The sequence below is a fragment of the Micromonospora sp. CNZ286 genome, assembly GCF_014207755.1.
Genome location: NZ_JACHIZ010000001.1, coordinates 5,189,941 through 5,214,217 on the forward strand (window position 1 = coordinate 5,189,941; position 24,277 = coordinate 5,214,217).

General features: G+C 72.8%; 22 protein-coding genes. 7 read left to right on the top strand and 15 right to left on the bottom strand.

Annotation, left to right across the window (positions count from 1 at the left end; genetic code table 11):
• Positions 1-181: 181 nt before the first annotated feature.
• From FHX31_RS22815 to FHX31_RS22830, 4 genes are all read right to left on the bottom strand, one after another.
• Positions 182-892, bottom strand: a complete 711-nt coding sequence (locus FHX31_RS22815; RefSeq protein WP_013474426.1) for a gamma-glutamyl-gamma-aminobutyrate hydrolase family protein — start codon at positions 890-892, stop codon at positions 182-184.
• Positions 893-948: 56 nt separating this feature from the next.
• Positions 949-1,716, bottom strand: coding sequence for a 3-oxoacyl-ACP reductase (locus FHX31_RS22820; RefSeq protein ID WP_013284647.1), 768 nt, complete (start codon positions 1,714-1,716; stop codon positions 949-951).
• A 5-nt stretch (positions 1,717-1,721) separates the two neighbouring features.
• Complete coding sequence (locus FHX31_RS22825; RefSeq protein ID WP_184977158.1) at positions 1,722-3,077, bottom strand: aldehyde dehydrogenase family protein; 1,356 nt, start codon at positions 3,075-3,077, stop codon at positions 1,722-1,724.
• A 146-nt stretch (positions 3,078-3,223) separates the two neighbouring features.
• Positions 3,224-4,588, bottom strand: coding sequence for a glutamine synthetase family protein (locus tag FHX31_RS22830; protein WP_030269861.1), 1,365 nt, complete (start codon positions 4,586-4,588; stop codon positions 3,224-3,226).
• Between the two features lie 86 nt (positions 4,589-4,674).
• On the opposite strand from FHX31_RS22830, the gene FHX31_RS22835 reads away from it, so the two are divergent.
• Complete coding sequence (locus tag FHX31_RS22835; protein ID WP_184977159.1) at positions 4,675-5,847, top strand: PQQ-dependent sugar dehydrogenase; 1,173 nt, start codon at positions 4,675-4,677, stop codon at positions 5,845-5,847.
• A 31-nt stretch (positions 5,848-5,878) separates the two neighbouring features.
• On the opposite strand, the gene FHX31_RS22840 is transcribed toward FHX31_RS22835, so the two are convergent.
• The gene (locus FHX31_RS22840) at positions 5,879-6,127 is read right to left on the bottom strand and encodes a hypothetical protein (RefSeq protein ID WP_013474423.1); all 249 of its coding nucleotides are present in this window, start codon (positions 6,125-6,127) and stop codon (positions 5,879-5,881) included.
• Entirely contained in the window at positions 6,127-6,420 is a 294-nt protein-coding gene (locus tag FHX31_RS22845) for a hypothetical protein (RefSeq protein WP_236619380.1), read from the bottom strand. The genes FHX31_RS22840 and FHX31_RS22845 overlap by 1 nt, the downstream gene beginning before the upstream one ends.
• 418 nt (positions 6,421-6,838) lie before the next feature.
• Between FHX31_RS22845 and FHX31_RS22850 the strand changes: the two genes are divergently transcribed.
• Positions 6,839-7,639, top strand: coding sequence for a helix-turn-helix domain-containing protein (locus tag FHX31_RS22850; RefSeq protein ID WP_013474421.1), 801 nt, complete (start codon positions 6,839-6,841; stop codon positions 7,637-7,639).
• Complete coding sequence (locus FHX31_RS22855; protein ID WP_013474420.1) at positions 7,630-7,824, top strand: DUF397 domain-containing protein; 195 nt, start codon at positions 7,630-7,632, stop codon at positions 7,822-7,824. Before FHX31_RS22850 ends, FHX31_RS22855 begins: the two co-directional genes overlap by 10 nt.
• Positions 7,825-7,864: 40 nt before the next feature.
• On the opposite strand, the gene FHX31_RS22860 is transcribed toward FHX31_RS22855, so the two are convergent.
• The 7 genes from FHX31_RS22860 to pcaF form a co-directional block, all read right to left on the bottom strand.
• Positions 7,865-8,242 (bottom strand): nuclear transport factor 2 family protein, encoded by a 378-nt coding sequence (locus FHX31_RS22860; protein WP_184977161.1) that lies wholly within the window; start codon positions 8,240-8,242, stop codon positions 7,865-7,867.
• Between the two features lie 30 nt (positions 8,243-8,272).
• The gene (locus FHX31_RS22865; protein ID WP_184977162.1) at positions 8,273-9,847 is read right to left on the bottom strand and encodes an amino acid permease; all 1,575 of its coding nucleotides are present in this window, start codon (positions 9,845-9,847) and stop codon (positions 8,273-8,275) included.
• A gap of 261 nt (positions 9,848-10,108) precedes the next feature.
• Positions 10,109-10,855, bottom strand: a complete 747-nt coding sequence (locus FHX31_RS22870) for an MBL fold metallo-hydrolase (RefSeq protein WP_184977163.1) — start codon at positions 10,853-10,855, stop codon at positions 10,109-10,111.
• Between the two features lie 47 nt (positions 10,856-10,902).
• Entirely contained in the window at positions 10,903-11,403 is a 501-nt protein-coding gene (locus FHX31_RS22875) for a DUF456 domain-containing protein (protein ID WP_184977164.1), read from the bottom strand.
• Positions 11,404-11,491: 88 nt separating this feature from the next.
• A complete protein-coding gene (locus FHX31_RS22880; protein ID WP_013474415.1) occupies positions 11,492-13,642 on the bottom strand; it encodes a putative bifunctional diguanylate cyclase/phosphodiesterase in 2,151 nt (716 codons plus the stop codon).
• 5 nt (positions 13,643-13,647) lie between these two features.
• Positions 13,648-14,466, bottom strand: a complete 819-nt coding sequence (locus tag FHX31_RS22885) for an SAM-dependent methyltransferase (protein ID WP_184977165.1) — start codon at positions 14,464-14,466, stop codon at positions 13,648-13,650.
• A gap of 116 nt (positions 14,467-14,582) precedes the next feature.
• Positions 14,583-15,788: a 3-oxoadipyl-CoA thiolase gene (pcaF, locus tag FHX31_RS22890; protein WP_013284637.1), complete on the bottom strand. Its 1,206-nt coding sequence runs from the start codon at positions 15,786-15,788 to the stop codon at positions 14,583-14,585.
• Between the two features lie 98 nt (positions 15,789-15,886).
• Here pcaF and FHX31_RS22895 point away from each other — a divergent pair, with 98 nt between their 5' ends.
• The 4 genes from FHX31_RS22895 (at position 15,887) to FHX31_RS22910 (ending at position 20,067) form a co-directional block, all read left to right on the top strand.
• Positions 15,887-16,852, top strand: a complete 966-nt coding sequence (locus FHX31_RS22895) for a glutathione S-transferase family protein (RefSeq protein WP_184977166.1) — start codon at positions 15,887-15,889, stop codon at positions 16,850-16,852.
• Complete coding sequence (locus FHX31_RS22900) at positions 16,845-17,513, top strand: DUF998 domain-containing protein (protein ID WP_091329653.1); 669 nt, start codon at positions 16,845-16,847, stop codon at positions 17,511-17,513. The genes FHX31_RS22895 and FHX31_RS22900 overlap by 8 nt, the downstream gene beginning before the upstream one ends.
• Before the next feature lie 137 nt (positions 17,514-17,650).
• A complete protein-coding gene (locus FHX31_RS22905; RefSeq protein WP_176739839.1) occupies positions 17,651-18,931 on the top strand; it encodes a dicarboxylate/amino acid:cation symporter in 1,281 nt (426 codons plus the stop codon).
• A gap of 68 nt (positions 18,932-18,999) precedes the next feature.
• Positions 19,000-20,067, top strand: a complete 1,068-nt coding sequence (locus FHX31_RS22910; RefSeq protein WP_184977167.1) for an NADH:flavin oxidoreductase/NADH oxidase — start codon at positions 19,000-19,002, stop codon at positions 20,065-20,067.
• A 34-nt stretch (positions 20,068-20,101) separates the two neighbouring features.
• On the opposite strand, the gene FHX31_RS22915 is transcribed toward FHX31_RS22910, so the two are convergent.
• On the bottom strand, positions 20,102-23,587 hold the full coding sequence (locus FHX31_RS22915; RefSeq protein ID WP_184977168.1) for an ATP-binding cassette domain-containing protein: 3,486 nt from the start codon (positions 23,585-23,587) through the stop codon (positions 20,102-20,104).
• A 90-nt stretch (positions 23,588-23,677) separates the two neighbouring features.
• Positions 23,678-24,271: a TetR/AcrR family transcriptional regulator gene (locus FHX31_RS22920; RefSeq protein ID WP_013284631.1), complete on the bottom strand. Its 594-nt coding sequence runs from the start codon at positions 24,269-24,271 to the stop codon at positions 23,678-23,680.
• Positions 24,272-24,277 lie beyond the last annotated feature (6 nt).

Below are 24,277 nucleotides of genomic sequence, written 5' to 3' on the forward strand. Positions count from 1 at the left end.
TCATGACGGCAGGCGATTCTCCGCCGACCGTCCCCGCCTACTACCCCGACGGACGAGCAACGTAACGCACCCGCACCGTTCGACGCTGCTTACCTCCGCCTCATCCTGGCGTAACCGACGCTCCGGGGCGACTCGGGCGGTCCTCGCCTGGTCGGCGGGCCGCCGATTCGGCTGTCCGCACCTACGAAACGCGGGTGTGTGATCTAGCCGACATCGCGGCCCGGACCAGCGCGGCCACCGGCCGCGGCTCGGCCTCGTTCTCCGGATGCCACTGCACCCCGAGCACGAACCGCCGCGCCGGGTCCTCCACCGCCTCGATCACCCCGTCGTCGGCCCAGCCGGTCACCGCCAGGCCGCCGGGGTCGGCCACCGCCTGATGGTGGTACGAGTTGACCCGGTCCACCCCGGCCATCACCTCGGCGGCCCGGCTGCCGGCGGCGAAGCGCACCGGATGCGACCCGTAGACGCCCGGCGCGGGACGGTGCCCGTCGTGCCCCACCACGTCCGGCAGGTGCTGGTGCAGCAGGCCGCCGTACGCCACCGCCAGCAGTTGCATGCCCCGGCACACACCCAGCACCGGCAGGTCCGCGGCGAGCGCGGCGGTCAGCAGCGTCGTCTCCCCCGCGTCGCGCTCCGGCCGGCTCTCGGTACGCGGGTCCGGCGGCTCGCCGTACCGCTCCGGGCCGACGTCCGCGCCGCCGGCCAGCAGCAGCCCGTCCAGCAGCCCCAGCACGTCCGCGTCGGCGTCGTCCGGGGGCAGCACCACGGCCCGGCCGCCCGCCGCGGTGACCGAGCGGACGTACGCGTGCGGCACGAGCGTCGCCGGCACGTCCCGCCACACCGCCCAGCCGGCCGGCTCGACGTACGCGGTGATGCCGATGACCGGCCTCATAGTGCCGGCCTGGGTTCGCGACTGCGGGGCTCGCAAGACCGGCTCACTCCTCGCACTCACAGGGGGGTGACGTACGCGCCGGTGATACCGCCGTCGACGACGAACTGCGCGGCGGTCATGAACGAGGCGTCGTCGCTGGCGAGGAACGCCACAGCGGCGGCGATCTCGGCAGGGTCGCCGAACCGGCCCATCGGCACGTGCACCAGCCGCCGGGCGGCCCGCTCCGGGTCCTTGGCGAACAACTCCAGCAGCAGCGGCGTCGCCACCGGCCCCGGGCACAGCGCGTTGACCCGGATGCCCTCGCGGGCGAACTGCACGCCCAGCTCCCGGGTCATCGCCAGCACCCCGCCCTTGCTCGCCGTGTACGCGATCTGCGACGTGGCAGCGCCCATCAGCGCCACGAACGAGGCGGTGTTGATGATCGAGCCCTTGCCCTGGCGGCGCATGTGCGGGATGACGTACTTGCAGCACAGGTACACGCTCGTGGTGTTCACCCGCAGCACCCGTTCCCAGGCGTCCAGGCCGGTCTCCAGGATCGAGTCGTCCTCAGGCGGCGAGATGCCCGCGTTGTGGAACGACACGTCCACCCGGCCGTGCCGCTGCACCACCCCGTCGAACAGGTCGCGCACCGCCGTCTCGTCGGCCACGTCGGCGGCGACGAACTCGCCACCCACCTCCTGTGCGGCCCGGGTGCCGGCGTCGGCGTCGATGTCCACGCAGACCACCCGGGCGCCCTCGGCGGCGAAACGCCGTACGGTGGCGAGCCCGATGCCGCTGCCCGCGCCGGTCACCACTGCCACCCGGTCGGAAAGCCGTCCCTGCACTGTGATCACTCCTCGGTGCCGATGAACACGTTCTTGACGTCGGTGAAGGCGTGCAGCGCGTCCGGACCCAGCTCCCGGCCCAGGCCGGAACGCTTCATCCCGCCGAACGGGGTCCAGTAGCGCACCGAGGAGTGCGAGTTGACGCTGAGGTTGCCCGACTCGACGGCGCGGGCCACCCGCACCGCGCGCCCGACGTCCCGGGTCCAGATCGAGCCGGAGAGCCCGTACTCGGTGTCGTTGGCGAGCCGGATCGCGTCCGCCTCGTCGTCGAACGGGAGCACCGAGACGACCGGGCCGAAGACCTCCTCCCGCCAGTGCCGGTCCGCCGGGGAGCCGGCGAGCAGCACAGTGGGGGCGTACCAGAAGCCGGGGCCGTCGGGGCACGAGCCGGTGAATGCGACGTCCGCGCCGTCGACGTACCCGGCGACCCGGTCCCGGTGCGCGGCGGAGATCAGCGGGCCCATCTCGGCCGTCTCCTGGGCCGGGTCCTCCACCCGCACCGCCCGTACGGCCGGTTCGAGCAGTTCCAGGAACCTGTCGTACACCTGGCGCTGGACCAGGATCCGGGAGCGGGCGCAGCAGTCCTGGCCCGCGTTGTCGAAGACCGCGTACGGCGCGGTCGCAGCCGCCTTCTCCAGGTCCGCGTCGGCGAAGACGATGTTCGCCGACTTGCCGCCCAGCTCCAGCGTCACCCGCTTCACCTGGACCGCGCAGCCGGCCATGATCCGGGTGCCGACCTCGGTCGAGCCGGTGAAGCAGATCTTGCGGACCGCCGGGTGGGTGACGAACCGCTCGCCGACCACGCTGCCCCGGCCGGGCAGCACTGTGAACACGCCCTCGGGCAGGCCGGCGTCGCGGGCCAGTTCGGCCAGGCGCAGCGCGGTCAACGGGGTCAGCTCGGCCGGCTTCAGCACCACCGTGTTGCCGGCCGCGAGCGCAGGGGCGAACCCCCAGCCGGCGATCGGCATCGGGAAGTTCCACGGCACGATCACGCCGACCACGCCCAGCGGCTCGTGGAACGTGACGTCGAGCCCGCCGGGCACCGGGATCTGGTGGCCGGTCAGCCGTTCCGGCGCGCCCGCGTAGTAGTCGAGCACGTCCCGGACGTTGCCCGCCTCCCAGCGGGCGTTGCCGATGGTGTGCCCGGCGTTGCGCACCTCCAGGAGAGCCAGCTCCTCGAGATGCGCGTCGACCTGGGCGGCGAACCGCCGCAGCAGCCGCCCCCGATCCCCCGGCGCCACATGACGCCACGTCTCGAACGCCGCAGCCGCCCGCGAGACAGCAGCATCCACGTCCTCCACGGAGCACCCCGGAACGACCCCGATCCCCGCCCCGTCAACAGGCGAGATCACCTCACCCACGCGGTCCCCTCCCCTCACCTCGGCGATCTTGCAGTTGCTGCCCCGGCGAAAGCCGCACAACACCCGCGCCAAGGGCCGCAAGTGCAAGATCGCGGGAGCGAGAGGGCGCGGACGCGGGCGCGGGCGAGAGCGCGGACGCGTACACGTCAGAGGCGTTCGAAGCCACGGGTCAGCTCCCAGTCCGTCACCGCGGCGTCGAAGGCGGTCAGCTCGACCTTCGCCTGGTTGGCGTAGTGGGCGGCCACCTCGTCGCCGAACGCCTCCCGGGCCACCTCCGAGCGCTGCCACAGGTCCAACGCGTCACGCAGCGTGGTGGGCACCCGCTCGGCGTCCGGGTCGTCGTACGCGTTGCCGGTGCACTCGTCCGCCAGCTCCAGCTCGTTCTCGATGCCGTGCACCGCGCCTGCCACCAGCGCGGCGATCGCCAGGTACGGGTTGACGTCGGCCCCCGGCACCCGGTTCTCCACCCGCATCCCCTGCCCGTGCCCGACCAGCCGCAGCGCGCAGGTGCGGTTGTCGGTGCCCCAGCGCAGCGCGGTCGGCGCGAACGAGCCGGGCTGGTAGCGCTTGTAGGAGTTGATGTTGGGTGCGAAGAACAGGCTGAACTCGCGCATGGTGGCGAGCAGCCCGGCCAGCACCCGCTGCCCGGTGACGCTCAGGTGCGCGGGCCCGTCCCCCAGCATCGCCGAGGAGCCGGAGGCGTCGCGCAGCGAGAAGTGGATGTGGCAGGAGTTGCCCTCCCGCTCGTTCGGCTTCGCCATGAACGTGATCGCCATGCCCTCCTGGGCGGCGATCTCCTTGGCGCCGTTCTTGTAGATGACGTGGTGGTCGGCGCAGCGCACCGCCTCGTCGTACCGGAAGGCGATCTCGTGCTGGCCGAGGTTGCACTCGCCCTTCGCGCTCTCCGGGGTGAGCCCGGCGCCGGCCATCTCGGTGCGGATGCGGCGCAGCAGCGGCTCGACCCGGGCGGTGCCGAGCAGCGAGTAGTCCACGTTGTACTGGTTGGCAGGCGTCAGGTCGCGGTAGCCGCGCTGCCACGCCTCCTCGTACGAGTCGCGGTAGAGCACGAACTCCAGTTCGGTGCCGGCGTACGCGGTCAGCCCGTGCGCGGCCAGCCGGTCGAGCTGCTTGCGCAGGATCTGCCGGGGCGAGGCGACCACCGGGCCGGAGCCGTCCAGCCACTCCAGGTCGGCCAGCAGCAGCGCGGACCCGGGCTGCCAGGGCATCCGGCGCAGCGTGTCCAGGTCGGGGCGCATGGCGAAGTCGCCGTAGCCGCGTTCCCAGCTCGACATCGCGTACCCGTCGACGGTGTTCATGTCGACGTCCACGGCGAGCAGGTAGTTGCAGCCCTCGCTGCCGTGCGTGACCACCTGGTCGAGGAAGTAGGGCGCGTGGAACCGCTTGCCCTGCAGGCGGCCCTGCATGTCGGTGAGCGCGAGCACCACCGTGTCGATCTCACCCTCGGTGACGGCGACCCGCAACTGTTCCAGCGAGAGCGGCGTTGGTTTCATCAGGGGCCTCCATCACCAAGGTCTACTGGCAAACCGGATCACCGTCAATGCCCCGGCGAGGCCGGGTGCGAAACCGGGGAGTGCACATGCGCCGTCGTACCGTCGCGGTCGTCGCCGCCGTCCTCGCGATCGTGCTAGCAGCGACCGACGCGCACGCCGACCGCAGACCCGCCGAGGGGCGACCCGCCGCCGGGCCGGACCGGCCGGCGACCGCCGACGCGCGACCGGTCACGCTCGACCTGCGCGGCTTCGACGGACGCTCCGGCTGGTCCGGCTACGACCTGAGCCGCCCCCACGTCGTCGCCACCGGCCTGGAGGCGCCGTGGGGCCTGGACTTCCTGCCCGACGGCAGCGCCCTGGTCGCGCAGCGGGACCAGGGCACGATCCTGCGCGTACGCCCGGGTCGCCCGGCCCGGCAGGTGGCCCGGATCGCCGACGTGGCCGCGGGCGGCGAGGCGGGCCTGCTCGGGCTCGCGGTCTCCCCCCGGTACCGCCGCGACAGGTGGGTCTACGCCGCCTACACCACCGCTGCCGACATCCGGATCGTCCGGTTCCGCCTCGGCGCGTCCCAGCCGCCGCAGGTGCTGGTGAGCGGCATCGCCCGCAGCGCGGTCCACGACGGCGGCCGGATCGCGTTCGGCCCCGACGGCATGCTCTACGCCGGGATCGGCGACGCCGGGGTTGCCGCCCGCGCGCAGGACCTGACCAGCCGCAACGGCAAGATCCTGCGGATCCGCCCGGACGGCGGCGTGCCGGCCGGCAACCCGTTCCCCGGCTCGCTGGTCTACAGCTACGGCCACCGCAACGTGCAGGGCCTCGCCTGGGACCGGCAGGGGCGGCTGTTCGCCACCGAGTTCGGGCAGAGCACATGGGACGAGGTGAACCGGATCGTGCCCGGCGGCAACTACGGCTGGCCGCTCGTCGAGGGCGTCGCCGGTGATCCCCGGTTCCGCGACCCGGTCGTCGTCTGGCCGCCCGCGCAGGCGTCCCCGAGCGGTGCCGCGTTCACCAGGGGCACGCTCTACGTCGCCGCGCTGCGCGGCGCCCGGCTCTGGGCGGTGCCCGTCGACGCCGCCGGCCGCGTCGGCGTACCGGTGGCGGAGCTGGCCGGCACGTACGGCCGCCTGCGTACCGTCGAGGTGGCCCCCGACGGTGCGCTCTGGGTCGCGACCAGCAACCGCGACGGCCGCGGCACCCCGGCGGCCGGCGACGACCGCATCCTCCGCTTCCCGCTCACCCACCGCCGCCCCACGATCTGACCCCTTGGGTACGCGGACAGCCCACCCCGCGTCAGCCACGAACCCGCGCCCAGGCCAGGAATCGGCCGTGCAGATCCGGCGCGTGGTCGGGATTCAGCTTGGCGAGTTGTTCCCGCGCCTCGGTCATCAGCCCGCCGAGATAGAGCAGCAGCGCGGTGCGGTCCTCCCGGTACTCGACGAGCAGCGACAGCCGGGCCGGCTGACAGGGCCACTCCGCCCCGCAGTTGCGGCACCGCCACAGCGGGCGCATGGGCAGGTGCGGAACCACGCGCCGGCCCATCACCGCAGCCTTCGGGCGATCGCACGCGCCTCGTCGTCGCTGAGCGGAAGGAACCAAAAGAACCGCCGGACGATCTCGGGCGGTTCCGGCCCCTCGACTCGGCCACGCAGATCCCGGATCGCGCCGCGCACGAGGAACGCCATCATCCGGATGAGCGCTGCCGGATCGAGCTGATCACGCGGAATGCGACGCAGGGTGGGACACGGCCACGGTTCCTGACAGCGCTCGCATGTCCAGTCCGGCTCGTACCCGATGTGACCGATCGCGCTGAGCACACCGACCAGAGCCGTCACCAACGGCCCCCGTTCGCCCGCCACTCCTGCGCCGGCGTCAGACGCCCCGGGCTGCCCGGGCGAATTGTGGGGAACGGTCGGGTCGGTTCACGCATCCAGGCCGGTAGATTGCCGCCGGGTTCGCGCTTCGGCAGGGTGGGCAGCTCACGGGTACGGCACCGGAACCATCGGACACGCACATCGGCCTCCTCGTTGATGGAGGGGACCGCCCGGCATCGTCGGGACCGGGCGGCCCCGGGCTGGAATCCGCCCGTGCTCGCCTGCGACGAGCGGATCCGCATGCGTGACAGTCTGGTGAGGACACCGCTACGGTCGGAAGGCATCGAGCCTGGTCACGGCGCACGAGTGAAGTACGGGCTCAACCGGCAGACACCGAATGAAATTCACGCACGGACTGTGGAGGAACTGTGGAGGAACTGTGGAGGAACCGACAGCAGAGTTGATCCGTGCGCAGCTCCGCCGACTACGGAACGTTGCCGGTCTCAATCAGGAGGAATTCGGCCGGTTGGTCCACTACTCGCCGTCAATGGTGTCCGCCGTCGAAACCGGCAGCCGTCCGTACGACCGGCTCTTCTTGGCTCGTGCCGACGAGGTGCTGAACTCCGGCGGCCTGCTGGTGTCCCTGCTCAAGATGGCCGAACGCGAGGGCTTGCCGTCCTGGCTCCGCCCATGGCTCGATGCCGAACGCAACGCTCGACAGCTCCGGTGCTTCCACCCGACTCTCATTCCAGCCCTGCTTCAGACGGAGAACTACGCCCGAGCGGTGATTCGCTGTGACGACCTACTCAGCGATGCCGACGTGGAGAGCCGCGTGGCAGCCCGCATGGATCGCCAGGAAGTCCTGCGGCAGCCATCTCCGCCCCAGCTCATCGCTGTACTCGACGAGGGAATGCTGCACCGCCGCGAAGAGAGCTTCCGCGGCCTGATGGCTCAGCAGATCGAGCACCTGGTCGTCTGCGCCGAGCGCCCGCACATCAGTATCCACGTGCTTCCACTACAGGTCGGGTTGCACATCGGCTTGTCCGGTCCGTTCACTCTGGCGAGAGGCGCGGAGGGCGGTTGGGTCGCCAGCATGGAATGCCAGCTCACCACGAGCGTGATCGACGGCGACGCCGACGTGGCTACGCTTCAGTCGAGATGGGAGATGATCCGGAGTGAAGCTTTGCCCCGCCGGCAGTCTCTCGAGCTTCTGAAAGAGGTGGAGACGTCATGGATCTGAGCGGCGCGACCTGGCGAAAGGCGACCCGGAGCGGCAACACCGACTGCGTCGAGGTGGCTGACAACCTGACGGAAGTGGTGCTGGTACGCGACTCCAAGGACCGGGACGGCGGCACGCTCCACGTCACCCCGACGTCGTGGCGGTCGTTCGTCGGGCTGGCCAAGCAGATCGGATCCGCAGCCTAACCGACAAAACGATCGCCAAGATCTCCGGACAGCCCGGCGCTCACATCGGCTGGACCCAGGCGGATCGCCACTGCGGGGACGGGTCCTGGCCGAGGCTGGTCCAGTACTCCCGGCCCTCGGTGATCCGCCCGCCCCGCACGGTCCAGAACGACGCGACCCGGTGCACGCCCATTCCCTCGTGCGGCACCTCCACCTCGGACACCACCGTGTCGCCCGCCGCCACCACCCGCAGCACCCGGATCGACCAGCCCTCCGGGTACTCGGCGTTGACCTTCACGTAGTTGTCGCGGCCGACGATCCGCTCGGCGCTGGCCGGCCACTCCACCACCACGTCGTCGGCCAGCAGGTCGCCGACGCCGGCCCAGTCCCGGGCCTGCATGCGGTCCCACAGCGCGCGTACCACCGTTTCCGTTTCCATCGCCGGATCATGGCAGCACCCACCGACATGTCACGACGGCTCGGCGGGCTCCGGCTCCGGTTCGGCCTGTTCGACGGTGCGGCGCGGGCCGGTGAACCACTTGCGGGCCGAGGCGTACCACCAGATCGCGACGCCGAGCAGCACGCCACCGATGGCGATCGGCGCGTAGTTCACAGCCGTCCAGCTGAAGTCGGGGTTGCCGGGCACACCCGCCGGGACGATCGGCAGCACGAAGTAGACCGAGATGACTGCGATCTCGACCACCGCGATCCAGCCGAGCAGCTTGTAGCGGCGGCCGAGCGTCCACGGGCCCGGGGTGAACCGGTCGCCCATCCGCAGCCGCAGGAAGATCGGGATGATGAAGGACAGGTACAGCCCGATCACCGCGACCGACACCACCGCGTAGAACGCGACCGGGATGCCGCCGCGCTGGTAGAGCGCGGGCAGTGTGAGCACCAGCCCGGCCAGCGTCGCGCCGATGATGGCGTTGACGGGCGTACCGTTGCGGTTCACCTTCGACCAGAGTTTCCAGCCCGGCACCGCGCGGTCCCGGCTGAACGCGTACGCCATCCGCGACATCGACGTCACGCAGCTCATGCCGCAGAAGAACTGCCCGATGGTGGAGATGATGATGACGGCCTTGAAGAAGAACGGCGTCAGCGCGCTCTCGAAGATCGCCCCGGAGAAGCCGCCCGCCTCGTTGATCGCGTCCACGTCGGTGGCCGCGAACAGGAACGCCAGCAGCAGGATCCAGCCGCCCACCGCCGAGTAGAAGATCGACCGCCACAGCCCCTGCGCGGCGGCCTTGGACGCGCCCCGGGTCTCCTCGGAGACGTGCGCGCAGGCGTCGAAGCCGGTGATCGTGTACTGCGTGAGCAGGAAGCCCAGCGGCAGCACGTAGAACCAGAACGCCAGCCCGCCGGTCTCGCCGTCACCGAAGCCGGAGTTGTTGAACCGCTCGGTGAACACGAACTGGAAGCTCTGGTGGTTGTCCGGGACCAGGACCAGGATCAGCACCACGGCGGCCGCGCCGGCGACGTGCCACCAGACCGAGACGTTCTGGAGTACGTCGATGATCCGGTGCCCGTAGATGTTGATCAGCCCGTGCAGCGCGAGGATCACCACGAACAGCCCGAACGTCTGGTGCCCGGTGCCGGCCCAGCCGTCGAACAGCGCCGACAGCGTCAGGTTGAGGAACGTGGCGCAGCCGTAGTCGACCGACGCGGTCACCGCGACCAACCCGATCAGGTTGAGCCAGCCGGTGAACCAGCCGTGCACCGGCCGGCCCATCGTCGCCGCCCACCAGTAGATCCCGCCCGCTGTCGGGTACGCCGACACCAACTCGGCCAGGCAGAAGCCGATGATCAGGATGAACAGCGAGATCAGCGGCCAGCCCCAGGAGATCGCCACCGGGCCGCCGTTGTTCCACGCCTGGCCGAACGTGGTGAAGCAGCCGGCCAGGATCGAAATGATGGAGAACGAGATCGCGAAGTTGGAGAAGCCGCTCCACTTGCGGCGCAACTCCTGTTTGTAGCCGAGTTCGGCGAGTCGTCGGGCGTCGTCGTCCATCGGCTGCTCGGCGGTCGGCGCGGGCGTCGTGGCCACTGCACACCTCCTCGAGGCGATGCTCGTGCGAGTGCTCGCAGTGTGCTCCCGGCCGATCAAGGCGGTCAATACGTACCCCGGTAATTGCGTTGTCGCCCGATCCCACCCGGGGCATCATTGTGGGCGTGACCAGGCCCGACCCGACGGGCCGGCACCGGGCGCTCGGCAACGCCCGGTCCGCGGCGGCGCGCGGCGTCCACCTCTCTCTCACTGAAGTACGGCGATCGGCCGTACCCTCCGGACGCCCCGCGCCGCCGCTCCCTACCGGCCGACTGTCACCGTCAGCCCGGGCGCAGCCACCTCCACCGGGCTGGCGAACCCGCGCCGTACGGCGGCCAGCGCCTCGCGCGGCTCCGTCCCCGGCCACAGATGGGTGAGCAGCAGGCGCCGCACCCCGGCCTCGGCGGCGTACCGGCCGACCTCGACGGCGCTGGACAGGTTCCCCTCGTGCCGCTGCGGGAGTTCGTCCGGATAGGTCGCCTCCGCGATCAGCAGGTCCGCGTCGCGGGCCAGCTCCACCCGCGCCGGGCTGGGTCCGGTGTCCCCGGTGTAGGCGAGCACCAGGCCCGCCGCCGAGAACCGGGCCCCGGCGTTCGGCACCCAGTGCGGCAACGCGAACGTCCGCACCTCGTACGGCCCCAGACGCAGCGTCTCCCCCGGGGTGAACCCGGTCAGCCGGTACCCGGGTTCGAGCAGGCCCGGCTCATCGATCGCGAGCAGCCCGGCGAGGCTGCCCGTGGGGGCGTACACCGGCAGGGGCGGCCCGGACCGGTTCGCGAGCACCCGGGCGCGGATCAGCGGTTGCAGGTCCGCGCAGTGGTCGGGGTGGCCGTGGCTGACGTAGACGGCGTCGACGTGCTCCGCCCTCGTGAGCGCCAGCAACGGTTGCAGCGTCGCGTAGCCGGGGTCGATCAGCAGCCGGAAGCCGTCGTGTTCGACGAGGAAGCCGGCGCAGGCCTGGTGGGCGGTTGGGTAGGCGCCGAGGCCGCCCAGGACGGTTGTCCGCATCCGGTCGACCGTACCGGTGGAGTGCTCGCCGGGTGGGCCGGCGACGGTCAGACGAACAGCAGCCCCGCGACCCACAGCGCGGCGATCATCAGGCCGGCGGTGAACTCCAGGACCATCGACAGCCCGGCCGCCTTGAGTGCCTGCACCGTGGCCGGCCAGGCCAGCCGGGTGTCGCCGAGCCGCAGCCGTTCGGCGCCGAAGATGCCGCCGACGAAGCCGATCGGCAGCCCGATCACCGGGATCACGAAGAACCCGACCACGCCGAGCAGCCCGCCCGCAAGCAGCGAGGTGGTGGGCACGCCGGTCCGCTTCAGGTTGCGCCCCGGCCAGAGGTACTTGAGCACGGTGCCACCGGCGGCGATCACCGTGGCGGCGGCGAGCACCGCCCAGCGGCCCGGTCCGGCGTCGCCGAACAGCGTCCACACCAGTACGCCGCCCCAGCACAGCGGCAGCGCCGGTAACCCGGGCACCACCACCCCGGCCAGGCCGGCGACGATCGCCAGCGCGGCGACCACCGACACCACGGCCTGCGAATCGGTGAGGCTCACCGGTTCTCCCTTCCTCGCCTGCCGCGTTCGCGGGAGGTGTTAAGCGGGGCCCCCTGCTCTACCGGAGGCGTTAAGAGGGGGCCCTTCCTTACCCGCCCAGGCGGGCGCGGATGCCGTCGGCGGGCATCGGGGCGCCGAACAGCCGGCCCTGCCCGGTGTCGCAGCGCAGCGCCCGCAGCCGTTCGGCCTGCACCTCGGTCTCCACCGCCTCGGCCGTCACCGACAGTTCCAGCGCGTGCGCCAGCCGGACCAGCGCGTCCACGATCCGCTCGTCCCGATGGTCGGCGACCGCGTCCCCGCCGTCACCCCGGATCCCCTCGACGAACGGGCCGGCCAGCTTCACGCAGTGGATCGGCAGCCGCCGCAGGTACGCGAGGTTCGAGTAGCCGGTGCCGAAGTCGTCGATGGCCAGCCGCAGCCCGAGGCCGGCGAGCTGGTGCAGCGTCCGCAGCGGCTCGCCGGCGCTGCCCATGACGGCGCTCTCGGTCAGCTCCAGCTGCAACAGCTCGGCCGGCAGGCCGGTGTGCTGCAACGCCTCCGCCACCGTCTCCACGATGGCCGGGTCGTCGGCCTGCCGGGCGGCCAGGTTGACGCTCACCACCGGCGTGGTGTCCGGGTACGCGCGCCGCCACGACTCGGCGTCGCGGCACGCCTGACGCAGCACCCAGGCGCCGAGCCGGACGATCAGGCCGGTCTCCTCGGCCAGCCCGATGAACCGGTCCGGCCCGATCAGCCCCAGCTCCGGGTGCTGCCAGCGCACCAGCGCCTCGACCGCCACCATCGTGCCGTCCAGCAGCGACACGATCGGCTGGTAGTGCAGCACGAACTCGCCCCGGTCCAGCGCGGCGGGCAGGTTCGCCGCCAGCGCGGAGCGGGCGATGTCGGCGGCGCTGCGCTCCGGGTCGTACACCGCCCAGCGGCCTCGGCCCTCCGCCTTGGCCCAGTAGAGCGTGGTGTCGGCGGCCTTCATCAGGTCGCCGACGCTCGTCTCCGCCGCCGGGCACTCCACGATGCCGATGCTCGCCGACACGGCGAGCTGCTGGTCACCGACGTGCACCGGCGCGGACACCGCGGCCAGGGCCAGCTCGGCGACCTCCACCGCGTCGTCGATGCCGCCGTCGGAGTCGACCAGGATGACGAACTCGTCGCCGCCCATCCGGGCCACCAGGTGGCCGCGCCCGGCCACGCAGTCGCTGAGCCGGCGGGCGATCACCTTGAGCAGCCGGTCGCCCAGGTCGTGGCCGAGGCTGTCGTTCACCGCCTTGAAGCCGTCCAGGTCGATGAAGCACAGCCCGACGCGCTGGTCCGGACCGGCGCCGTCAAAGACGTCGCCGAGCGTCTCGAAGAACAGCGTCCGGTTGGGCAGGCCGGTCAGCGGGTCGTGCAGCGCCTGGAAACGCAGCCGCTGCTGCAACTCGTACCGCTGGGTGATGTCCTCCACCATCGCCACGGTGAACCGGGGCCGGCCGTCGTCGTGCCGGATGAGCGAGACCGCGAGGTCGGTCCAGACCACGCTGCCGTCCTTGCGGTAGTAGCGCTTCTCCACCCGCGCGCTGTCCCGCTTGCCCTCGATCAGCTCCTGGTACAGCTCCCACATCCCGGCCGCGTCGTCGGGGTGGAACAACGCCGAGACGTTCATCCGCCGCATCTCCGCGACGGCGTAGCCGAGCATGTCCGCGAAGGACTGGTTGACCTCGATGATCTGCCCGTCCACCCCGGCGATGCCGATGCCGATGGCGGCGCCGGTGAAGACCGCCCGGAACCGGGCCTCGCTGTCCCGCAGCGCCTGCTCGACGGTGTCCCGGGCCTGCCACGCGGACCGGGCGATCCGCTCCTGCTGGCTGAAGACCCGGTCGCGCAGCGCGCGGGCGAACCCGGCGGCGAACGCGCCCTGGAGCAGCGCGACCCGCTCACGCAGCTCCGGCGACTCGGTGCGCGACGGCAGCACCCAGGGCAGGAACCGGTCGCCGAGCGCCTGCACCGACCAGTCGAGCACGCCGGGCTCGGTGAGGTGCGCCTGGACCAGGGCACGCCCCACCTCCTCCGCCGGGCGGGCGGAGAAGGTGGGGGCGAGCAGGGCCTCGCCGAGTCGCTCGGTGAGCGGCACCAGCAGGCGCTCGGTCTCGGCCGCGCTCAGCGGCACGAACCCGATACGGCGCACCGCGCGAGCCCACTCGGCGGCGTACGCGGCGGCGCCGGGCCGGCTGACGTCTCCCCCGTCGCTGTCCGGGGCGCGCATGGGGCTCAGCCGGCGGCGCGGTCGTGCCGGGCGACGCCGCCGAAGGCCCCGAACCGCTCCGGGTGCTCGTCCACGTCCGACGGGGAGTCGGGCCGCCACAGCGGCATGTGCACGACGCCCGGTTCGAGGATCGTCCAGTCGCCGAAGAAGCCGGTGATCTCGGCCCGCGAGCGCAGCGTGATCTCGGTGGCGGTACGCGCCGACAGCCGCTGCGCGTCCAGCATCTCCTGCGGCTGGTCCTCGAACGTGGAGTGGGAGATGACCAGGTAGCTGCCGGGTGCGGCGGCGGCGCGCAGCGTGGCCAGGATGTCGGCCGGGCGGTCGGCGTCGGGCACGAAGTGCACCACGCCGGCGAGCAGGATGCCCAGCGGCCGGTCGAAGTCGATCAGGCCGCTGGCGCGGGCGTGGTCCAGGATCAGCTTCGGCTCGCGCAGGTCGGCCAGGATCGCCGTGGCCCGGTCGTTGCCGGCGAGCAGTTCGTGGCTGTGCGCCACGGCGACCGGGTCGATGTCCACGTACACGATGCGGGCGTCCGGGTCGGCGGTCTGGGCGACCTCGTGCACGTTGCCGACGGTGGGGATGCCGGAGCCGACGTCGAGGAACTGGTCGATGCCGGCGTCGAGCAGCACCCGTACGGCCCGGCGCAGGAACTCCCGCCCGGAGCGCATGGTGGCGGCCAGGTTCGGCGTCATCGCCGCGATCTGTTCGGCGAGCTGCCGGTCGATCTCGAAGTTGTGCGCCCCACCGAGGAAGTAGTCGTAGACCCGGGCGGCGCTCGGCCGGGTCAGGTCGATCTCGGTGGGCAGGCTCTCCGACGTCTGCATCGCTCGGTCCCCCAGGTCGTCGTCCGCCGTCGATGGCGGATCATGTGGTCCAGACCACTCTAGGCCGGTACGGCCGGGTTCGGGAGATCCACTGGAGGCGATGCCGGCGGCCCGGTTCAGGCGGCCGACTCCAGCAGCAGCGAGATGCCCTGGCCGACACCGATGCACATGGTGGCGAGCGCCCGCCGGCCGCCCCTTCGGCGCAGTTCCAGCGCGGCGGTCAACGCCAGCCGGGCACCGCTGGCGCCGAGCGGGTGACCCAGCGCGATGGCCCCGCCGCCGGGGTTGACGTGCTCGGCGTCCTCCGGCAGGCCCAGCTCGCGCAGCACCGCCACCGACTGCGCGGCGAACGCCTCGTTCAGCTCGATCACGTCCACGTCGGCGAGCGACAGGCCCGTGCGGTCGAGCAGCTTGCGGGTCGCCGGAACCGGACCGATGCCCATGATCCGCGGCGGTACGCCTGCCGACGCGGCACCGCGTACCCGGGCCAGCGGGGTAAGGCCGTAGCGCTCGACGGCGGCTGCGGAGGCGACCAGCAGCGCGACGGCGCCGTCGTTGACGCCGGAGGAGTTGCCGGCGGTCACAGTGCCGCCCTCGCGGAACGGGGTGGGCAGCGCGGCGAGCTTCTCCAGCGACGTCTCGCGCGGATGCTCGTCGGCCTCGACCAGCTTCGTCTCGCGCTTGCCCGCGGGCACCGTCACCGGGACGATCTCCTCGGCCAGCCGGCCGTCGGCCTGCGCCTTGGCGGCCCGCTGCTGCGACCGGTACGCGAAGGCGTCCTGCGCGGCCCGGTCCACGCCGAACTCCGCTGCCACGTTCTCCGCCGTCTCCGGCATCGAGTCGATGCCCCACCCCTTGCGCATCAGCGGGTTGACCAGCCGCCAGCCGATCGTGGTGTCGTACACCTCGGCGGTGCGGGCGAACGGCGTGGCCGCCTTCGGCATGACGAACGGCGCGCGGCTCATGCTCTCCACGCCGCCGGCCACCACCAGGTCGGCCTCCCCGGCGACGATCGCGCGGGCGGCGGAGGCGAGCGCGTCCAGGCCGGAGCCGCAGAGCCGGTTGACGGTGCTGCCCGGCACCTCCTCCGGCAGGCCGCCGAGCAGCGCGGCCATCCGGGCCACGTTGCGGTTGTCCTCGCCGGCCTGGTTGGCGCAGCCCAGGATCACGTCGTCGGTGCGGGCCCAGTCGACCGAGGGGTGGCGGGCCACCAGCTCGCGGACGACGTGCGCGGCCAGGTCGTCGGGGCGGACCCCGGCCAGCGCGCCGGCGTACCGGCCGATCGGGGTGCGGACTCCGGCAACGAGATAGGCCACTGTCATCGCGCGTACGTCCTTCGGGGGTGGGAAGGGGTCGGTCGGCGGGTCGCGGGGGTACCCGGCGCCAGGATATCCGTGACCGGAGCGGATAGGTTTGCCGCATGTCCGGGGCCCAGTTCAGCGCAGAGACCAGCGGTGGCGGCGCGTTCGTCCGCCAGCCCAACCGGTTCACCGGCCGGGTCACCCCGCACTCCACGTCACCCGAGGGGGGCGGGCCGGACGAGCAGGGACGCTGGCCGCTGGAGGCGGGCCGCTACCGGCTGATCTGGTGCCGGGCCTGCCCGTGGGCGCACCGGGCCCGGATCGTGCGCGGCCTGCTCGGGCTGGACGAGGTGATCTCGCTGGGCACCGTCGATCCGATCCGGGACGAGCGGGGCTGGCGGTTCGCGCTCGACCCGGACGGCTTCGACCCGGTGCTCGGCATCGGCTACCTGTCCGAGGCGTATCTGTCCACCGACAGGGACTACACCGGCCGGGTGACGGTGCCGGCGCTCGTGGACACGCTCACCGGACGGGTCGTGACGAACGACTATCCGCAGCTCACGCTGGACTTCTCGACCGAGTGGCGGCGGTTCCACGCGCCGGACGCGCCGGATCTCTACCCGGTCGAGCTGCGCCCGGAGATGGACGCGCTGATGGCGGAGATCCACCGGGACGTCAACAACGGCGTCTACCGGTGCGGCTTCGCCACCTCCCAGGAGGCGTACGACGAGGCGTTCACCGCGCTGTTCGCCCGCCTCGACGCGCTGAGCGAGCGGCTGGCCGGGCGGCGCTACCTGATGGGCGACGCGATCACCGAGGCGGACGTGCGCCTGTTCACCACGCTGGTGCGCTTCGACGTGGCGTACCACGGCCACTTCAAGTGCAACGAGCGCAAGCTCACCGAGATGCCGGTGCTGTGGGCGTACGCGCGGGACCTGTTCCAGACGCCGGGGTTCGCCGAGACGGTGGACTTCGACCACATCAAGCGGCACTACTACGCCACCCACGACATGATCAACCCGACCCGGATCGTGCCGCTGGGGCCGGACCTGTCCGGCTGGACCACCCCGCACGGACGTGGCTGAGGACACGGCCCGCCGGATCGCCGCCGCGTTCGCCGCCGTCTGCCTGGCCGCCGGCGTGGCAGCGGTGACCGTCGCGGTGATCGCCGGTCCCGGCCCGGGCCCCATCGCGTACGTGAGTGAGGCGGGCATCACCGACAGCGGGTACGCCGGGGCGTACCGGATCGGGATCTTCTCGGTGGCCGCGTCGCTGCTGCTGCTCGCCGGGGCGCTGCCGCCGGGGTTGCGGGCGGCGGCCGGGCTGCTCGGCGCCGGCGCGGTCGCCACGGTGCTCTCCGGCGCCGTCACGTGCAGCGAGGGCTGCCCGCTGCCGCCGTTCGAGGCGACAACGGTGGCCGACCTGGTGCACGGCGGGGCCAGCATCGCGGCGACCGCCGCTGTGGTGCTCGCCATGCTGGTGCTGCTGTTCTCCCCGGCGGCGGACCGGGGGCTGCGGCGGATCGCCGCGATCGGCGCGGCGCTGGCGCTGCCGGTGGCCGCCGTAGTAGCGGCGGCGCTGCTGCTGGTCGGGCGCAGCGCGCTGCTCGGGGTGTCGGAGCGGGTGCTGCTGGTCGTGGTGGCGGCCTGGGGACTGGCCACCTCCGGCTACCTGGCTGTAAGGAGCCTCACCGGCGACGGTCCTTCCGTTCGGACGCCGGACGGGAGTAACGTGTCGCGACGATGACCAATGTCTGGTGCCTCACCGAGCGCCTGTACGTCGATCTGCGACGGCAGGCCAGCGGCGTCTGTCCGGCGTAGCTCCACGCCCCCGACGCCCGCCTTCCCTCTCCAGACCTTGGATCCGTCCTCATGACTTCCGCCCTGCGCAGAATCCCCTTCTCCGTCCAGATCCTGCTCGGCCTCGTGCTCGGCGTGGCGCTCGGTTTCCTCGCCCGCGCCGCCGACCTCGCCTGGCTGACCAGCACGCTCGACACCGTCGGCGGCCTCTTCGTCCAGCTCCTCAAGCTCGCCGTGCCGCCGCTGGTCTTCACCGCCATCGTGGTCAGCGTGGTGAGCCTGCGCGGCGTCGCCAACGCCGCCCGGCTGGCAGTCAAGACGCTGCTTTGGTTCGGCGTCACCGCGCTCATCGCGGTGAGCATCGGCATCGGCATCGGCCTGCTCACCGACCCCGGCCGGGGCGTCAACCTGGACCCGGCCGGCGCCACCGCGCCGAAGACCACCGGCTCCTGGATCGACTTCCTCACCGGCATCGTCCCGACCAACCCGGTCGGCGCGTTCGTCGAGGGCAACGTCCTGCAGATCGTCTTCCTCGCCCTGGTGGTGGGCGCCGCCGCGCTGCTGGTCGGCGACGCCGCCGAGCCGTTCGTGGCGCTCAACCGCTCGCTGCTGTCGATCGTGCAGAAGGCGCTCTGGTGGGTCATCCGGCTCGCCCCGATCGGCACGCTCGGCCTGATCGGCAACGCCGTCGCCTCGTACGGCTGGGACCTGCTCGCCCCGCTCGCGAAGTTCACCACGGCCGTCTACGTCGGCTGCGCGCTGGTGCTGTTCGTGGTCTACCCGGTGCTGCTCGCGGTGGCCGGCAAGCTCAACCCGCTGCGCTTCTTCGCCGGCGCCTGGCCCGCCATCGAGCTGGCCTTCGTCTCCCGCTCCTCGGTGGGCACCATGCCGGTGACCCAGCGTTCGGTCGAGCGCCTCGGCGTCCCCCGCGAGTACGCCTCCTTCGCGGTGCCGTTCGGCGCCACCACGAAGATGGACGGCTGCGCCGCCATCTACCCGGCGCTCGCCGCGATCTTCGTGGCGCAGGTGTTCGGCGTGAACCTGGGCGTGACCGACTACCTGCTGATCGCGTTCGTCTCGGTGGTGGGCTCGGCTGCGACCGCCGGCCTGACCGGCGCGATCGTCATGCTGACGCTGACCCTGAGCACGCTGGGCCTGCCGCTGGCCGGGGCCGGCCTGCTGCTGGCCATCGACCCGATCCTGGACATGATCCGTACCGCCACGAACGTGGCCGGGCAGGCCGTGGTGCCGACCATCGTGGCCGCCCGGGAGGGCACGCTCGACCGGGCCGCGTACGACTCGGCCGGCAAGCGCGACCTGATCGAGCCCGCCGAGACCGAACGGCTCGACCCCGTACCCGCCTGATCCACACTCCTTCGGGTGCGTCTCCTGAGAAGGAGGCGCACCCGTTGCCACGACCGGAGGATCCGAGAATGAGCGCCCTGCTCACCCCGCTCGCCCTGCGCGGCGTCACGCTGCCCAACCGGATCGCGCTGGCGCCCATGTGCCAGTACAGCGCCGGACCGGACGGCCTGCCCGCCGACTGGCACCGCGTCCACCTCGGCTCCCGCGCGGTCGGCGGGGCCGGGCTCGTCATCACCGAGGCGACGGCTGTGGTGCCCGAGGGCCGGATCAGCCCGCAGGACACCGGCCTCTGGTCCGGCGCGCACGTCGACGCGTGGCGGCCGATCACCGCGTTCGTCGCCGCCCACGGCGCGGTCCCGGCCGTGCAGCTCGCGCACGCCGGGTTCAAGGCGTCCACGTACCGGCCGTGGGCACCGACGCGCGGCGGCGTGCCGGACGCCGAGGGCGGCTGGACCCCTGTCGGCCCCGGCGACCAGCCGTTCGTGCCGGAATACCGCACGCCGACCGCGCTGGACGAGGCGGGCATCGCCGCAGTGGTGGACGCCTTCGCCACCGCCGCCGGGCGGGCGCTGGACGCCGGGTTCGCCGCCGTGGAGATCCACGCCGCGCACGGCTACCTGCTGCACGAGTTCCTGTCCCCGCTGACCAACCGGCGCACCGACGGCTGGGGCGGCGACCGGGCCGCCCGGATGCGGCTCACCCTGGAGGTGGCCCGCGCGGTACGCGCCGCCGTCGGCGAGTCCGTGCCGGTGCTGACCCGGATCTCCGCCACCGACTGGACCGACGACGGCTGGACCGTCGACGACAGTGTGGTGCTCGCCGGGGAACTGGCCGCCGCCGGAGTCGACCTGATCGACACGTCCTCGGGCGGCGCGGCCGTCCAGTCGTCCATCCCGGTCGGCCCCGGCTACCAGGTACCGCTGGCCGCCCGGATCCGCCGCGACGCCGGGGTGCCGACCGGCGCTGTGGGCCTGATCGTCGAGCCCGAGCAGGCCGAGCAGATCGTGGCCGGCGGCGAGGCGGACCTGGTGCTGCTGGGCCGGGAACTGCTGCGCGACCCGTACTGGCCGCGCCGCGCCGCCGCCAAGCTCGGCGCCACCCCGGCCTGGCCCGACCAGTACACCCGAGCCTTCTGACCCACCCCGCCCCCGCCCGGTGGGGTGGGGGCGGTCAGCCGGCCAGGTGGTTCCAGCGGGGTTCCAGGTCGGTCCAGGTGCCCTGGTCGGCCACAGTGCCGTCGATCAGCACCACCACGTGGTCGGCCCGGACCAGGGCGGCCCGCTTCGCGGTCGAGCCGACCACAGTCACCCCGTGCTCGCGCAGCGCCGCCCACAGCGCCAGCTCCGTGCTGACGTCCAGCGCCGACGACACGTCGTCGGCCACCAGCAGCTCGGTACGCGGCGCGAGCGCCCGGGCCAGCGCCAGCCGCTGGAGCTGACCACCGGACAGGCGGGTTCCCTTGTGCCCGATCAGCAGCCCGAGCCCGCCCCCGGCCGCGGCCAGGTCATGTTCGAGCTGGGCGGTCGAGACCGCTCCGGCGGCGTCCACCTGGTGGCCGAGCGCGATGTTGTCGGCCACCGTGCCGGAGAGCACCCGGGGTAGCTGGCCCACGTACCCGACCTGGTTGGGGCGCAGGAACATCTCCGGCTCGGTGACCGGGTCACCGTTCCAGCGCAGTTCGCCGACGTGGTGCACGATCCCGGCGAGCGCGCGCAGCAGCGACGACTTGCCGGACCCGACCGGGCCGACGACCAGCACCAGTTGCCCGCGCTCGACCACCAGGTCGACGTCGCGGACGGCGAGCGTGCCGTCGGAGTGCAGCGCGCCGAAGCCGGACAGCTCCAGGCGGCGCAGCGGGTGCCGGGGCGGCGGCTCGGGCGCGGGTGCGGTGCCCGCGACCAGGTCCAGCCCGGGCACCGGCGCCGCGTACACGGCCTCGCCGGTCATCGCCACCGTCCGCTTGGTCCACACCCGCGCCGACGGGTACTGCGACACCAGCGACGCGGTGGTCCACGCGAACCAGCGGGCCGCGCCCAGGGTGGACACGGCCACCAGCGTGGCACCCGCCGACAGCTCACCGGCCAGGTAGAGCGCCCACGCGCCGATCGGCAGCAGGCCGCTGGCGACCGACGGGGTGGACCGGGCCCACACCTGCATGGCGATCTCGCGTCGCTGCCGCTCGCTGCGTACCTCGTCCAGCCGGGCGAGGTGGCGCAGCACCGGGCGGGTGGCGCCGGCCAGCTTGACCGTACGGGCAGCGGACAACGCGGACACCAGCGCGGTGGCGAACGCGGCGCGCGCCTTCACCGTCCCTGCCGCGGTGCGTTCCAGCCGCGGCCCGAACAGCGTCGCCGCCAGCCCGGACACCACCATCGTGCCGACGAAGAACATCGCCGGTACGAGACTGCCCGTCACCAGCGTCATGGCGACCACGATGACCAGCGAGATGAACTGGTCCATCAGGTTGTCGGCCAGGTGCACCACCCGGTCGGTGTCGCCGCCCTGGGCCACCACCTCGGCCGGGGTGTGCCCGCTGACCCGGCGCGCGCCGGTCTGCCCGTGCACCAGCCGGGCGCTGATCCGCAGCATCTGCCGGATCCACCACTGCGGGAACCACAGGTTCGTCAGGTACGGCAGCGGCAGCACCACGAGCAGCGCGGCCACGATGCCCAGCGCCGGCAGCCACGGGTCGCCGCCGCCGACCAGGTCGGCCCAGAGCCAGGGCAGCACCGCGCCGTCCAGACCGAGCACCGTCATCACGACGAACAGGCCGACCGAGAGCAGGCCGTACCGCGGATCGTTGGTGCCCAGCCGGAAGATCTCCCGCATGGTCCGCGCGGGCGGCGAGGGCGGCGCCGGTGGCGGGTCGGTGCGCGGCACGGCGGCCGGCCGCGTCGAGGGCGCGGCCGGTGTGGCGGGCGCGTCGTCCCAGGCGGGCGCGTCGAGCAGTTCCACACCGCCGCGCCGGCCGCCCACCCCGGCGTACGCCCCGGCGTGGCTGGTGGCGAGCAGCTCGGCGAAGCGGGCCGACTCGCGCAGCGGGCCGGCCTCCAGCACCGCGCCGTCGGCCATCACGACCACCTCGTCGCAGCGGCGCACCGAGGAGAGCCGGTGCGCGATGACGATGCCGATCCGGTCGGTGAGCAGCCGTTCGGTGGCCTCGCGTACGCGGTTCTCGGTGACCGGGTCGAGCCGCGCGGTGGCCTCGTCGAGGATCACCACGTGCGGGTCGCGGACCAGGATGCGGGCGAACGCGACGAGTTGTTCCTGCCCGGCGGAGAGCACGTAGCCGCCGTCGCCGAGCCGGGTGTGCACGCCGTCGGGCAGTTCGGCGATCCAGCCGGCCAGGCCCAGTTCGGCCAGCGCCCGCTCGGCCGCGTCCAGCAGCTCCGGATCGAACAGCGCCACGTTCTCGGCGAGCGTGCCGGCGAGGATCTCGGTGCGCTGCGGCACCACGGCGATCCACCGGCGCAGTTCCTCCACGTCCAGGTCGACCAGGTCGGTGCCGCCGAGGAACACCGTGCCGCGCGGTACCTCCACCGCCCGGGTCAGCACCTTGGCCAGCGTCGACTTGCCCGAGCCGGTCCGCCCGACGAGCGCGTACGAGCGCCCGCGGACGAAGTCGAGGTGGACGTCGCGCAGCGCCGGACCGCGGTCGTCCCCGCCGGACGGGTAGCGGTAGGTGAGCCCGCGCACGGTCAGGTCGCCGTCGACCGGGGTGTCGCCGCCGCCCGGCTCCTGCGGCGATCCGGCGAGCAGTTGCACCCGGCCCCAGGCGCCGAACGCCTGTTGCAGGTGCGGCACCCAGCGGGCGATCTGCTCGACGGTCGCGCCGAACGCGACGGCCAGCAGCCAGATCGCGGTGAGCCGCGCGGCGTCCACCCGGCCGGTGGACAGCGCCCACGCGCCGCCCAGCACCACGCCCGCGACGCCGAGCCCGACCGCACCGGCGGCGACCGCGGTGACCCGCGCGGAGAGCCGGAACACCCGGCCGCACCGGGCGATCACCTCGGCCGCGCGGCGGGCGTAGAGACGCAGCACGTACGGCCGGGCGAGGCTGGTGCGCACGTCGTCCTGCCCGTGCACCGCCTCCTCCATCACTGCGGCGAGGTCGGACCACGCCTCCTCCTCGGCCATCCGGGCCGGGGCGATCCGGGCGGTCGGGCGGCGCAGCGTCACCGCGAGCAGGGAGGTGAGCACGATCATGCCGACACCGGCGGGCCACCAGACGATCAGCGCGCTCACCGTCGCGAGGACACAGACCGCGAGGCCCTGCGCCAGCCGTACGCCGGTGTTCCGCATCTCGGCGGCGACCTGGTAGACGTCGTTGTCGATCCGGTCGAGCAGCTCGCCGACCGGCGTGGTCTCCAGGGTGGGCAGGTCCTGGCCGAGCGCGACCCGGCAGAGCCGCCGCCGCACGTCGGCCGACCAGTCGGCGGTGAGCCGGGCCATGATCAGGCCGATCAGCAGGTCGGTGACGACAGCGGCGACGAGCGCCACCGCGAGCGCGACGAACCACCCGGACGAGCGGTGCACCAGCACCGGCCCGGCCAGCGCGGAGGCGGCCGCCTGGCCGGCGGCGCCGAGCACGATCAGCAGCAGGACCGCCGTCATCCGCCGGGGCGCCGTGGCCCAGAGATCTCGGAGCAGGCGCATGGAAGGTCCTCCGGACTCGGATCGGTGGGGGCGGTGCCCTCACCCTCACCCTTCCGGCGGCCCGGAATCAACCGAATTACCGACCGCTGGTCAGGTCCGGGCGACCCGCCGGACGATGCCGAGCAGCGACTCCTGCACCTCGTCGATCGGCCGCTCCGGCGAGAAGACCAGCCAGTCCACTGCTACCACCAGCCCGACGCCGAACAGCGCCGAACTGGCGGTACGCACGTCCAGGTCGGCGGGCAGGTCGCCGCTGTCCACGCCGGCCTTCACCGTGTCGGCGATCACCGCGACGGCCTCGCCGCGCAGCAGCCGCAGCGTCTGCTGCCACTCCCTGTTGGTCCGCCACATCTCCGAGAGCAGGAGCTGGGCGAAGGCGCGATAGCGGCGGATGTACTCCAGCTGGGCGCGGACCAGCGCGCCGAGCGCCTCCAGCGGCGGCAGCCCGTCGACGGCGGCCCGGAACTCGGCGGTGAGCAGGCCGATGCCGTGCCGCAGCAACTCCTCGAACAGGACGGTCTTGGACTCGAAGTTGTAGTAGACGGTCCCCTTCGCCACACCCGCGCGGGCCGCGATGTCGTCCACAGTGGTGGCCGAGAAGCCCTGCTCGGCGATGAGGTCCACCGCCGCCACGAAGAGGCGCTGGCGGGTGTCCTCGCGCCGGCGTGTCCGTCCGTCCGTCACCGGCTC